The organism is Alphaproteobacteria bacterium (genome assembly GCA_024244705.1).
In the GTDB taxonomy this organism is placed as follows: Bacteria; Pseudomonadota; Alphaproteobacteria; order JAAEOK01; family JAAEOK01; genus JAAEOK01.
In genome coordinates this window covers 78,200-90,376 of record JAAEOK010000085.1, presented here as the reverse complement: position 1 = coordinate 90,376, position 12,177 = coordinate 78,200, and the positions used below count along the sequence as shown (strand labels likewise).

Below are 12,177 nucleotides of genomic sequence, written 5' to 3'. Positions count from 1 at the left end.
CTGAAAAGGGACAGGCCGGCGCACAGTTTAGGGAAGTCCCGCTTCCTGAGGGAATGACTCCTGAGCTAGCGGCTAAAATCGAGAGAATGATCTGTCAATACGTGGACGCGGCAAACGGCGTAGACGATCACGCACCCATAGCCTTACCCCTTGAGTTTGGGATAGCTATATTTCGAGAGATTTCCGGAAGGCTTCGTTCATAGTCAGTTTGCTAATTTTGCCAAAATCCGTGCTCAAGTGAGACAGAAGCGAGACAAAATCTTCGATATCCTGAAGTGTCCATGAGCCGTCTTTGGTTCGTAAATCAGGGCCATTGAAATCTGTTATCCTGACGCTGATGGCTGCTGGAGGGCCGGGTGAGAATCCTTGGACATTGGAGTGCGTTAGCCGAACGCGGCTGGTGTTCGCCTTCTTTAGCCCATCACAAACCGGCCCAGCTATTTGGTGCACAACCTTAAAATTCGGATGTTCTGCATAAATCTGTTTGAATAGTTTGGCTTTCAGGCGAAAAGAGGTTTTGGGCAATTGCGTTGCGCCGGTTACATAGCGCTCATTGCTGACAGCGTTAAGAAGGATGTCTAAATGCTGTTCGAGTTTTCCCCAACTGAGGTGTCCGATCCCAATGGCGCGAATGATTGGTTCGGCATAGGTCGGAATTTCGTTTATCGGCTCTAGGTTTATGATTGTTTCAGGCATGGCAAAGCCCCCAAAAGATCAAGGCAAAAGTAATGACAGCGCGCGCGAAGATGCGGTGTTGCGGCGGATGCTGAACACGCCCCCGAAGCCGCATAAGCCGCTCGATAAGGGCGATAAGGGAAGGGGCGGCCCGAAGACCGCCCCTGCGTCTAAGTCAAGACGATAAGCGCGACCGCAATCCACCTAAGGATGGCGGCCACATCGACCCTGACCGCCACGCTTACCGAGAAAACCATCTCTCGATAGCCTTTCTCGGCCCATGACGCCATGAACCGGAAAAGGTTCTTGGTGCCCGGTTTCCCAGTGATTGACCCCACTAGGAGGGTGCGCCCACGAATTGGCCTGATCCGTGAGTGCGTCGGCAGGGGTGTTGTCCCAATCCGCCCAACTTGGGTTCAGCCTACTGAACGGGTTGAGGGGAGGTTGAGGCACCCAAACCTTGAGCCGCTTCCAACAAAGCGGCCCGGCGCGGGTTGGACCGCGCCTAGGCGTGCAGAGATTGCCGCCGCAGCGGGTCTTTGCACGTCTGGCCGGATTATGACTCGGGTTTATCATTTGAGTCGAGTCAGCAAGCGTTGTGTAACTTCTTTAATTGTAAGCCTTTTGCTGGCTTTCTTGCCCGCTGTTAGTCCGCCGATAGGTGAGGCGCTTGCCCTCAATGCCCTTTAGGGCTTCGTCGGCGCGCTGGTCATCTTCGATGCCAAGGGCGGAGCGGCGGTTGTAGCGGAAATCGAACTCGGCAAGGTAGCGGTCCAGATGCTTTTCCTGGCAGTGCTGATAGACGCCCTTCATGCCGCGTTTGAAGATCGAGAAATAGCCCTCGATGGTGTTGGTGTGTGCCTCGCCGCGCACGTACTCTTTCTTGCCGTGGTTGACTCTTAGGTGACGTGAGAATTCACGGCCCACATTGCGATAGTGATTGGCTTCATCGGTCGAGAGGACGCTTTCACGCCAGACGTTGGTCACGACGATATCGCGGATTTCCTTGGTGCCGACCTTATCGACCTTGAAGGAACGGACGGACCCGCCGCGCTCGACCAGCGAAACGACCTTCTTCATGTCACCGTAGCCACGTTTGCGAAGCCATTTACCCTTGTCGGAGTCGTATTCGTAGGGCTGTTTGCCGAGAAAGGTTTCATCTGCTTCCACGACGCTACCGGGACCGCCCATGCTGCGATCGAACATAGGGCCTTCGCGCATGGACTCACGGATACGATGGGCCATGAACCACGCGGTTTTGTAAGTGACGCCCAACATGCGGGCCAATTGGTGCGAGCTTATGCCCTTCTTGCTGGAACAGATCAGGTGATTAGCCAACAGCCATTTGTGCAGGGGCACCTTGGAGCGTTCGAACAGGGTACCGACCGTCACCGTAAATTGCTGGCGGCAATCGCTACAGGACCACAGGCCGGGGCGTGCGGTCTTGCCCTTGATGCGCGTCGAGTTGTCTACAGAACCGCAGTGCGGGCAGATAGGACCATCGGGCCAGCGTATGGCTTCGAGGTGCTTCCTGGCTGCGGCCTCTGACTTGTAACGTGCGGCTGTAATGTTGGTCATGGCTAACTCCTTGTAACCTATAGATGGGGAGCAGCCGTGTATTTGTCAAGTATACAATCGCCTTTTTAAGGGGTGATTATATACTTGACTGAACGGCAGTCACTACCTATCTTTAGTATCAAGGAGATAGACGATGACCGACCTTTCCAAGCCCATATTCACCAACGAGACCGCCGCCCGTAAGCATATCGAGGCCATCCGCTGGCCCGATGGTCCCTATTGCCCGTACTGCGGCGCTATGGACAAGGTTAAGGTTCTCGGCGGCAAATCGATGGGGCCGGGCTGGTATCACTGTGGCGACTGCCGCAAGAAGTTTACCGTCCGTGTCGGCACCCTCTATGAGCGCTCCAAGGTTCCCTTGCATAAATGGGTTCTCGCAACACACCTCATGGCCGCCTCCAAAAAAGGTATTAGCGCCCACCAACTCCATCGCATGTTGGGCGTCACCTACAAGACCGCGTGGTTCATGGCTCATCGCATCCGTGAGTCCATGCGTGAAGGCCCCCTTTTTGACCGCTCGATGGGCGGGCCTGGAAGCGTTGTTGAGGCCGACGAAACTTTTCTCGGCAAACAGCCCTACGAATACGACTCGGAAAAAGGTAAATGGCTTCGCAAGCGTGGCTACGGCGACATGAAGAAAGTCGTTTCCCTCGTAGAGCGCGGCGGTTCCGTCCGCTCCTTCAAAGTCGATAAAGTCGGCACCAAGGAAATCCGCGATATCGTGGTTACAAACGTTTGGCGTGAAAGCATCCTGTCCACCGACGAGGCCAATCACTATCGCCGTGTCGGGCGTGAGTTCTCGCGCCACCTGAGAGTCAACCACGGCAAGAAAGAGTACGTGCGCGGCGAAGCCCACACCAACACCATCGAAGGCTACTTCTCGATCTTCAAGCGCGGCATGAAGGGCGTCTATCAGCATTGCCAAGAAAAGCACCTGGACCGCTACCTTGCCGAATACGACTTTCGTTACAACCGCCGCTCGTCACTCGGCATCGAGGACGACGAACGCGCCGCCGACGCGATCCGTGGCATTACCGGCAAGCGCCTTACATATCGGCGGACTAACAGCGGGCAAGAGAGCCAGCAAAAGGCTTACAATTAAAGACGTTACGCGCCGCTTGCTGACTCGACTCAAACGATAATCCAGAGTCATAATTTAACTAGGTGCGGGAAGGGTCCGCTGCGGCGGTAACCTCCACCGCATTAGGGGCGTAGGTTGCGCCCTGGGCCCCCTGAACCGAGGGGGCTTAAGGTCGAGACCCGGCTCAGTCTCTCGGCCACCCTGAGGGCGGCCAATGAGGATTGGCCCAGCCCAACGGGAGGAGAGCAAGGCGGGTTGGCAATCTTGGCCGATGCCCACTCCAAGGTGCTGCATAGGAGCGGGCTAGCGCTAGCCACGGCGCGAATACAAACAGTTCGGGTTTAGCGCCCGTGGCCACGGGCTTAACCGTGAGGCAACTCGATGGTTAGGTTTCGTGTGACGGTCGAAGTGGACAGTGCAACGGCTATGAAAATAGCCTTAGTCTTGTTTCTTCTTTTGGCCTGAAGTGGACCGGGGGGCTTTTGTCCCCCGGTCTTGCTTATGAGGCTTCGGCGGCGTCGTTAGCATCCGCTCCAACACCCTGTCGCGGCGCTTCGCAGCCTCTTTGTCGCTGTATTCGTCTTGGTCTCTCGGGATTTTAGCCATGCCCCAACATCACGTAACAGAAGATCACCTTAAAGGCTTTGGCTCAGTCATAATGTACTGGGCGATACTAGAAACCTTAATCCTATACGCTTTAGCGCCCCTACTCAAAACAGATGAAGAACGTGCAATGGTCGCTTTTTGGCATATTGGTTACAACGACCGCAGAGACGTAATGCGTACATTCGTGCAGCTGGCGGAGCTTGATGAAGAAGCCGCAAAAGAATTTGAGTGTTTAATCGTACGAATGAACGCAGCCTACAGCTTAAGAAATACAATTGCTCACTCTGTATGGGCCAAGGGTGACGAACCAAACTCGATCGTGCCTCAGGTGATGAAGGCAAGGGGTAAGATCAAATTATCCGGCGTGAATTTGAAGGAGGAAAAGTTCACCCCAGAACGATTGGCAGCAGAAGCCTCTAAAATCACGAGACTCACGGAAGACTTCATCATGTTCGCTAAGAAACATTTGGGGATGGTTCCTGACGCAAATCCAGAAGACGCCTCACTAACCGTCTAATGTCGGGCTCCAACGCCGCAGAGCCCCCATTGTAATCCACACCGTCCTCCCAATCGCGGAAGATAGCAATCGCTTGGTCCTCAATCCTAGCGCCAGCCTGTCCCACCTTAGATAATACGCCGCTTTGTTCAGTCAAGTATACTATCGCCTTTTAAGGGGCGTCTCGGACATCCCATTCAAAGATTAGGCACTACGGGCAATTGACTTAAATCGAGTGCCTGGCGGGCGTTATGTGAAATGAGTGCGGGTCAAATCCCAACAGATTGAGATCTGCGAGAGTCGCGGCGCCGACCCTGGCATCCAAGCGTCGAGCCCATTTCATGCCACCTGTTCTTCCTCGACGGCGATTCTGGATCCAAGAGCGCCGAACGCGGCGTCCAACTGATCGAGACGAGACGCGTGGCGGAGGTCAAGCAGCCGATCAACCTGCGGCCGGTGGACGTGCAGGCGCTCGGCAAGCTGCGCCTTGTTCACGCCTTCCGCCAGCATGCGGTTATAGAGGCGAACCTTGAGCGTGGTCTGGGTCGGCAGGAAAACCCGCGGTTCGCCCTTCCGGCGCGCTGGGGGAATGGGCTCGCGGTCGGCGATACGCGCGGCGATCGCCTCTTCGATGGCGTCCAGCGCGCGCGAGCGTGCGTCGGCCTCGTCCTCACCGTGGGTCGTCACCTCCGGCAAATCGGGGCAGGTGACGAGCAATGTTCCGTTGTCGTCGGCTTCGAGTTTCACACGATACGAGATCATTTCAATCCTAAGTCCTTCTTGATCTTGGCGACCAGGCCCGTGCCGAGCTCCTTGCCTTTCCCGTGCATCGGCAATTGCGCTTTCCCGTCCCCGCGATAGACCGTGACATGCCCGCTTCCGCCCCTGTGGTTTTGAAAGGTGCAACCCTGCTTTCTGAGCCAACGGCGGAATTCACGCGCGTTCATCGAATGTATAAATAGCGCAACATTTCTGTTGCGCAACATTTCTGTTGCGCAACACTTATGTTGCAATAAGCGACCATTCTTGATCGCGACCATTGATTTGAGAAAGCCCATCCAATGCGCCCACCACACGCTGCGCCGGTCAATCCAGCAGCGGAGCGAGGGTTTCCAGACAGACCTTTTCCGTCGTCCGGTCGGGATCGCGGTCCGGGCTCCAGCCGCAGATCGAGACCGCGATCACGCGGCCGCCGGCGGCGAGGCGGCGAAACACGGCGCCGAGCTCGGCCGCCCCCGGCCCGCCCGGCGCCGGATAGTTCTGCGCCGGCGCCTCGTCGGGATTGATGACGTCGGTATCGACATGGACATAGAGCGGACCGTCGGGCAGCGGCCCGTCGGCCAACGCATTCACGTCCGCGACGTGGACCATGCGCGAGCCGGCCAACGCGATCCGCTCCCCGGGATCGAGGTCGCGGGCGTCGGTCAGCACGACCGCCTCCTCCGCGTGGGCGGCGAGCCCGACCGCCTCACCCAGCCGCGGCTCGCCGCGGCCGACGATCATCGCCAGCGGCATGCCGCCGAGGAAGCCGCTCGGCGTCGTCTCCCAGGTGTTGAAATCGCCGTGGGCGTCGAACCAGATCAGGGTCGGGGCGACGCCGGCGCGCTGCAGACCGGCCAGGACACCGATCGCCGAACAGCAATCGCCACCGAAGCAGACCGGCCGCTCGCCGGCTGCCGCGACACGCTCGACGAAGGCGGCCAGCGGGCGATGGAGGCAGGACACCCGCTCCTGCTGGTCGCCATCGGGAAGCTCGGGATCGATGATTTCCCAGCCGGCACCGGCCAGGGTGAGGAAATGCGGAACCCGGCGGTCGAGGAAATAGGGCGTGAGAGCGTAACGGTTCTGCATGGGAAATCCGAGGCCATGCGCGGCCCGAATCGGCCCCGCCGGCGACGACTATAACGCGGGCGATCGCGGCGCCCAACCGGCCGCATTCGGCGGCCGCGCGGAACCGTCGTTCAGAGCGCCACCGACCTGGGACTGTCGTCGTCGCGGATGACCTCTTTGACCATCGCCGCCAGTTGGGCAAGGTTGAACGGCTTGGGCAGAAAATGGATGTCTTCGGTGGCATCGAGCCGCCGCCGCACGGCGTCCTCGGCGTAACCCGAAATACAGATTACCTTGATGTCGGGGCGTTGTTCGCGCACCGCCTGGATCAGGCTCGGACCGTCCATCTCCGGCATGACGATATCGGTGACCAACACGTCGACGTCGCGGCCGGCATCGCGCAGTACGCTGAGCGCGTTATGGCCGCCCGACGCCTCGAGCACGGTATAGCCCTTGTTGCGCAGCGCGCGGGCGCCGAACAGCCGCACCGCATCCTCGTCCTCGACCAGCAGCACGGTGCCGTGGCCGGTGAGGTCGCGGGCGACGGCGTCGTCGGTCTCGATCTTGAGCGCCCGCGGCGCGTCCTGCAAGGCCTCGTGGAACGGCAGGAAGACGCTGAACCGCGCGCCGCCGTCGGGCATGTTGTCGACGAAGACGAAGCCGCCGGTTTGGCGGACGATGCCGTAGACCGTCGACAGCCCGAGGCCGGTGCCGGCGCCGACCTCCTTGGTCGAAAAGAACGGCTCGAAAATGCGCTCCAGGTTCTCCTCGGCGATGCCTGAGCCGGTGTCGGTGATCTCGATCAGCGCGTAGTCGCCGGGCGGCATGACCTCGGCGCCGCGGCGCAAGGGATCGTCGACGACGATGCCGCTGGTGCGGATCGTCAGCGTGCCGCCGTCCGACATCGCGTCGCGGGCATTGACCGCGAGGTTGATGATGACCTGCTCGAGCTGGCCGTGATCGACACGCACCGGTCCGACGTCGCGGCCGTGATTGATCTCGAGGACGATGTTTTCGCCGATCAGGCGGCGCAACAGATAGGACAGCTCGGCGATCACGTCGGTGATGTTGAGCACCTTGGGGGCCAACGTCTGCTGGCGCGAGAAGGCCAGCAACTGACGGACCAGGTTGGCCGCCCGGTTGGCGTTCTGCTTGACCTGCATGATGTCGGCGAAGGATTCCTCACCCGGCCGGTAGCGCAGCAGGAGCAGGTCGCAGAACCCGATCATCGCCGTCAACAAATTGTTGAAATCGTGGGCGATGCCGCCGGCGAGCTGGCCCACGGCCTGCATCTTTTGCGATTGGGAAAACTGCATTTCCAGATTCTTGCGCTCGGTCGCATCGACGGCATGGACGACGGCGCCCAGAGGCTTGCCGGTATCGTCGTCGATGCGATTGAGATGCAGGTCGACGACCGCCTCCGCGGCGGACGAGAGGTGCACCTCGACGGAAACCCGCTGCAGCTCCTTGTCGCGCAGCCGGGCGAGTTGCACCATCGCCGTCGCCTGGTCCTTGCCGGCGACGATCGAGCCCAGGGCGAAAGGCGCTCCCGGTGCCGCGTCGGCGTGGACGAGCTCGCGGAAGGCGATGTTGCACTCGCCGATTTCTCCATCGAGATCGACCCACGCAATGCCCACCGGGGCGCAATCGAAGAACCGGCGGAAGCGCTCTTCGAGGCGGCGATACCCGTCCGCCGGGTCGGCACGATCGATAAGCGCCACCACGGACCCATGTATCCGCGTCGGATCGTCGACCGCGCGGTGCTGCAGGACCCGTACGCGGCGTTGCGCGGTGTTACGTCCGGCGACCAGGGTGAAGTCGACTTCGAGGGCGTTTTGGTTCGCCGCCAAGGGCTGAAAGGCGACCCCGCCCTCACCGTCGACGACGAGAAAATCGGCCAGCGCAATAGTACCGCTTGTCAGCTCTTGCGATGTGTAGCCCAGCCAATCGGCAAGAGTCGTATTGAGATCCAAGATATGACCGTCGGCGTCGAGCAGGAACAAGCCGACCGGCGCACCATCGGCGAGGCTCGGTTCGCCGCCGCCGGCTTGCGCCACACCGTCGACAGCGCCATTGCCGGGATCGGTTTTGAGCCAGCGCCGCAGCAGGCCGCTTGGGCCTGTGCCCGGTTCCAGACTACCGTCCATTTTCCATCCACTTCGGGTCATGGCGTGCCGCGCTGACTGAGCGACGCGCAGTGTAGCATAAGTCGGTGAAGGCAATATCTGCCCGTCGGTGCATCCGCATGGACCGATGATGGGTGAAAGATGGTTAATGAAAGGTTAAGCGCGACGGCCCGTACCGGGCCGCGCACCGGTCACGTTTCGCGCTGGGTCTTTTCGAGCCGTTCGTGGCGTTCCTGCGCTTCCAGGCTGAGCGTCGCGATCGGTCGCGCCTCGAGGCGCGAAATCGCGATCGGCTCGTCGGTCTCCTGGCAGTAGCCGTAGGAGCCGTCTTCTATCCTCTGCAAAGCGGCGTCGATCTTGGCGATCAACTTGCGCATGCGGTCGCGGGTGCGGAGCTCCAACGACGTATCGGTCTCCGCCGACGCACGGTCGGCAAGGTCAGGCTCCTGCAAGCCGCCATCCTGAAGGTGCTGCAAAGTCTCGTTCGACTCCTGCAACAGTTCCTCTCGCCAACGCAGGAGCTTCCGTCGGAAGTACTCCCGCATCATCGAGTTCATGAACTTCTCTCGGCGTTTCGGCTTGTAGTCCGGAGACAAAAAAGGTGATGACATCGCCCTTTAGCACATCGGTGGTGGTCGGACGGCGCGCAATATACGGACAACGTATGACGGCGGCAAGTCCGCGAAAGCACCGCCGGCAAAAATATTTCGGCCGGCCGAATTGAGGCCCGCTAACGGCGAACCAGCGCGACCGGACCGCTTAGAACGATGATCCGGGCTTGCCGAGAAAGGCCTCCTCCTCAACGGTCGAGCGGCGGCCGAGCACCTCGTTTCGGTGCGGAAAGCGGCCATAACGCCGCACGACTTCGAGGTGCTGCACGGCGTAGTCGTGAAAGTCGGAGCCCGGTTTGCGGCGCTCGGCGATGGCAACGCACAATTCCTGATCGGCAAGAACTTCGCTGTGCTGAAGGGGCATATAAAAGAACGGCCGCAAGATCTCCGGCACCGCCGCATCGTAATTCTGGGACAGGGCGTGGCGGGTCAGGCTGCGTGCCTTGGCATCGGTGGCGTAGGACCGACAGGAACCGCGGAACATGTTGCGCGGGAATTGGTCGAGCACGATGACCAGGGCCAGGCAAGACCTGGCGTCGCGCCGCCAGCCGTCGAAAATGCCGGCCGCGGCCTGCCAATAGACCGATCCGAAGCGGCGGCCGATCTCGCGGTCGACGTCGGGGTTCTTTTCGTACCAGCCCCGAGGCCCGACGTCGTCGATCCAGAAATCGAGGATTGATGTGATAGCCGTCATAGCGCGCTCCCCAAACCACAGGTTAACTATAGGCAGATTACACAGGAACGCACGCAGCCAATGCCGACCGAAACCGATATTAGGCCTTTCTTAAAAATCCACGGTTACAAGGGCTTGACCGTGGAACAGAGACTGAATGTCGCCGATCCGGCGTTGGAGGTTTGCGCATGTCCAAGGGCTCAAAATCGAGCAAAGGAAAGGTGGTCAAGATAATGGCCTCGCGATCGGCTCTCGCCGATTTACCTTCCCCGAATACCCGACGGTGGGTGCCGCGCCGCAAGGCTGAAGTCGTGGCCGCCGTCGACAAGGGAGTGCTGACATCGGAGGAAGCCTGCGAGCGCTACAACCTGACCATGGAAGAGTTCGAATCGTGGAACGAGATGGTGCGCCGGCACGGACAGAAAGGGCTGCGTGTCACGCGATTGCAGAAATATCAGGATCGGCCGCTACGCCGTCCGATCGAGGTTCCGTCCTAGATCGGACCGGTTCGAGGCGCGCGGCGATCGGCCGTATTGGGGCATTCGGAGACGATACCGGCCACGATTGGGGTGCCGGATCGGCTACTATTTGTTATATAGCTCAAAGGGCGGCTGATAACCTATTGCGAGTGCGAAATTTTTTATTCAGGAATAGTAAGAATTTGTTAACAGCTTTATGGGTAATTTGCTAAGATATATGGTTAACGGCGGGTGACAAGTCGCGGGGTAAAAGGTATGCGTGTGCTCTTAGTCGAAGACGATCAGGCTACGGCCAATACGATCGAATTGATGCTCAAGTCCGAGGGTTACGTCTGTGATACGACAGATCTGGGCGAGGACGGGCTTGAGATTGGTAAACTCTACGATTACGACATCATCATTCTTGATCTGGTTCTGCCGGACATGGACGGGTACGAGGTTTTGCGACGCTTGCGGGCGGCGCGGGTCAATACACCGACCTTGATCCTCTCCGGCCTCAGCGAACCGGACAGCAAGATCAAGGGTCTCGGCGTCGGCGCCGACGATTACTTGACCAAGCCATTCGACAAGCGTGAGCTCATCGCGCGGCTGCAGGCAATCGTGCGGCGCTCCAAGGGCCATGCCCAATCGGTGATCCAGACCGGCCGATTGACCGTCAACCTGGATACGCGGACGGCGGAAGTCGACGAGGAACCGCTCCACCTCACGGGCAAGGAATACGGCATCCTCGAATTGCTGTCGCTCCGAAAGGGTACGACGCTGACCAAGGAGATGTTCCTCAACCATCTCTACAACGGCCGCGACGAGCCGGAGCTCAAGATTATCGATGTCTTCGTCTGCAAGCTGCGCAAGAAGCTGACCATGGCGACCGGCAGCGATAACTATATCGAAACCGTTTGGGGCCGCGGCTACGTGTTGCGGGACCCGCGCGGTGCACCGGCCGAGCAACCGGCGATTTCAGCAGCCTGACGAGCGAGTTACACGTGATCTAATGGGGCGCCTTTGGCGCCCTTCTTTTTGCCGTTAATGCCGTATGTGGGCGGTCGTCAGCAGCACTACGCGATCCGGTTCCGATTCATCGATCGTAATCGCACCGCCAGCGAACTGGGCCAGACCGAAAGCATAATAGCCCTGCGCCGCCGCCGGCGTCATGTTGGGTAGGTTGGCAAATCCGCTCAAGGTCTCCCGATATTCCGGCCGCAGCACCGCGCCGGGGCCCTCCGCCCTAATCGAGATGTCGATGCCGGTGTCGCCTTCGCCGACGCTGATCGAAAGCGATCCCCGGCCGCGCAGCGCCTGCTGACCGGCCAACGCCAAATTGACCAATAGTTTCGCCACATCTTTCGGCAAATCGCTGTCGCCCAAGTTTGCCTGCCAGGCGACGCGAACCCGTTCGGTGGTGAACAACGCCTTGCACAGCCGCTCCGCATCGGCGAGATAGGTGCCCGCCGAGCCGCCGCCAAAACCGAAGGCGAGACGGGCGAACTCCAACTCCGCGGCGGCCTGACGGGCGCTTTGGCCGATCAACGTGAGGGCTTCCGCATCGTCGCCGCTGGGCATTTCGGAGACCAATTCCATTCCATTGTTGACCGCGCCGATCGGACCGGCGAGGTCGTGACACACGCGAGAGAAAAGCAGTTGGACGATACGAATGTCGATGGTCGGAGGGGTCATGGCATTTGTCCGATATTCGATAATATCTGCCGCCTTGGCGACCTGTTCTTTCCTTGTTGCACGAACCGATTATCTTTACCACCAATCGATAACGTTGAATGAATACGGGGCGGCGGCAGCGATTTTGTATACCGAATTGACACCCGGAGCCTACGTGCGCCATCCCACCGAGACCGAATGGGGCCTGGGCCAGGTCCAATCGGCGATCGGCGACCGGGTCACCGTCAACTTCGAAAACGCCGGCAAGGTGGTGATCAATATCGCCCATATCAGCTTGATCGTGGTCGATCCGGCCAATGTTGACGAAGATGAAAATTAGTTGCCCAAAGCACTATCAATGAGCCGCGA

The 12,177-nt window shown here is 59.5% G+C and carries 14 protein-coding genes; 5 read left to right on the top strand and 9 right to left on the bottom strand.

Annotation, left to right across the window (positions count from 1 at the left end; translation table 11 throughout):
* Window positions 1–165 precede the first annotated feature (165 nt).
* Both GY791_16325 and GY791_16320 read right to left on the bottom strand, forming a co-directional pair.
* Entirely contained in the window at window positions 166–696 is a 531-nt protein-coding gene (locus tag GY791_16325) for a hypothetical protein (protein MCP4329994.1), read from the bottom strand.
* A 588-nt stretch (window positions 697–1,284) separates the two neighbouring features.
* Window positions 1,285–2,253, bottom strand: coding sequence for an IS1595 family transposase (locus GY791_16320; protein MCP4329993.1), 969 nt, complete (start codon window positions 2,251–2,253; stop codon window positions 1,285–1,287).
* Window positions 2,254–2,386: 133 nt separating this feature from the next.
* Here GY791_16320 and GY791_16315 point away from each other — a divergent pair, with 133 nt between their 5' ends.
* Window positions 2,387–3,355, top strand: a complete 969-nt coding sequence (locus GY791_16315; protein ID MCP4329992.1) for an IS1595 family transposase — start codon at window positions 2,387–2,389, stop codon at window positions 3,353–3,355.
* Between the two features lie 583 nt (window positions 3,356–3,938).
* Window positions 3,939–4,457, top strand: coding sequence for a hypothetical protein (locus GY791_16310; GenBank protein ID MCP4329991.1), 519 nt, complete (start codon window positions 3,939–3,941; stop codon window positions 4,455–4,457).
* Window positions 4,458–4,775: 318 nt separating this feature from the next.
* Here GY791_16310 and GY791_16305 read toward each other — a convergent pair whose 3' ends face one another.
* From GY791_16305 to GY791_16280, 6 genes are all read right to left on the bottom strand, one after another.
* Window positions 4,776–5,198: a type II toxin-antitoxin system HicB family antitoxin gene (locus GY791_16305; GenBank protein ID MCP4329990.1), complete on the bottom strand. Its 423-nt coding sequence runs from the start codon at window positions 5,196–5,198 to the stop codon at window positions 4,776–4,778.
* Entirely contained in the window at window positions 5,195–5,383 is a 189-nt protein-coding gene (locus GY791_16300) for a type II toxin-antitoxin system HicA family toxin (GenBank protein ID MCP4329989.1), read from the bottom strand. The genes GY791_16305 and GY791_16300 overlap by 4 nt, the downstream gene beginning before the upstream one ends.
* Before the next feature lie 139 nt (window positions 5,384–5,522).
* Window positions 5,523–6,287 carry an arginase family protein gene (locus GY791_16295; GenBank protein ID MCP4329988.1) on the bottom strand — a complete coding sequence of 255 codons (765 nt, stop codon included), beginning with the start codon at window positions 6,285–6,287 and terminating at the stop codon, window positions 5,523–5,525.
* Window positions 6,288–6,397: 110 nt separating this feature from the next.
* The gene (locus GY791_16290; protein ID MCP4329987.1) at window positions 6,398–8,413 is read right to left on the bottom strand and encodes a response regulator; all 2,016 of its coding nucleotides are present in this window, start codon (window positions 8,411–8,413) and stop codon (window positions 6,398–6,400) included.
* A 170-nt stretch (window positions 8,414–8,583) separates the two neighbouring features.
* The gene (dksA, locus tag GY791_16285; GenBank protein MCP4329986.1) at window positions 8,584–9,003 is read right to left on the bottom strand and encodes an RNA polymerase-binding protein DksA; all 420 of its coding nucleotides are present in this window, start codon (window positions 9,001–9,003) and stop codon (window positions 8,584–8,586) included.
* 148 nt (window positions 9,004–9,151) lie between these two features.
* Window positions 9,152–9,697, bottom strand: a complete 546-nt coding sequence (locus GY791_16280) for a DUF924 domain-containing protein (protein ID MCP4329985.1) — start codon at window positions 9,695–9,697, stop codon at window positions 9,152–9,154.
* 167 nt (window positions 9,698–9,864) lie between these two features.
* On the opposite strand from GY791_16280, the gene GY791_16275 reads away from it, so the two are divergent.
* The gene (locus GY791_16275) at window positions 9,865–10,173 is read left to right on the top strand and encodes a DUF1153 domain-containing protein (protein ID MCP4329984.1); all 309 of its coding nucleotides are present in this window, start codon (window positions 9,865–9,867) and stop codon (window positions 10,171–10,173) included.
* A gap of 237 nt (window positions 10,174–10,410) precedes the next feature.
* The gene (locus tag GY791_16270; GenBank protein MCP4329983.1) at window positions 10,411–11,124 is read left to right on the top strand and encodes a response regulator transcription factor; all 714 of its coding nucleotides are present in this window, start codon (window positions 10,411–10,413) and stop codon (window positions 11,122–11,124) included.
* 54 nt (window positions 11,125–11,178) lie between these two features.
* Here GY791_16270 and GY791_16265 read toward each other — a convergent pair whose 3' ends face one another.
* The gene (locus tag GY791_16265; protein MCP4329982.1) at window positions 11,179–11,829 is read right to left on the bottom strand and encodes a histidine phosphotransferase; all 651 of its coding nucleotides are present in this window, start codon (window positions 11,827–11,829) and stop codon (window positions 11,179–11,181) included.
* A gap of 124 nt (window positions 11,830–11,953) precedes the next feature.
* On the opposite strand from GY791_16265, the gene GY791_16260 reads away from it, so the two are divergent.
* The gene (locus GY791_16260) at window positions 11,954–12,148 is read left to right on the top strand and encodes a DUF3553 domain-containing protein (GenBank protein MCP4329981.1); all 195 of its coding nucleotides are present in this window, start codon (window positions 11,954–11,956) and stop codon (window positions 12,146–12,148) included.
* Window positions 12,149–12,177: the final 29 nt, after the last annotated feature.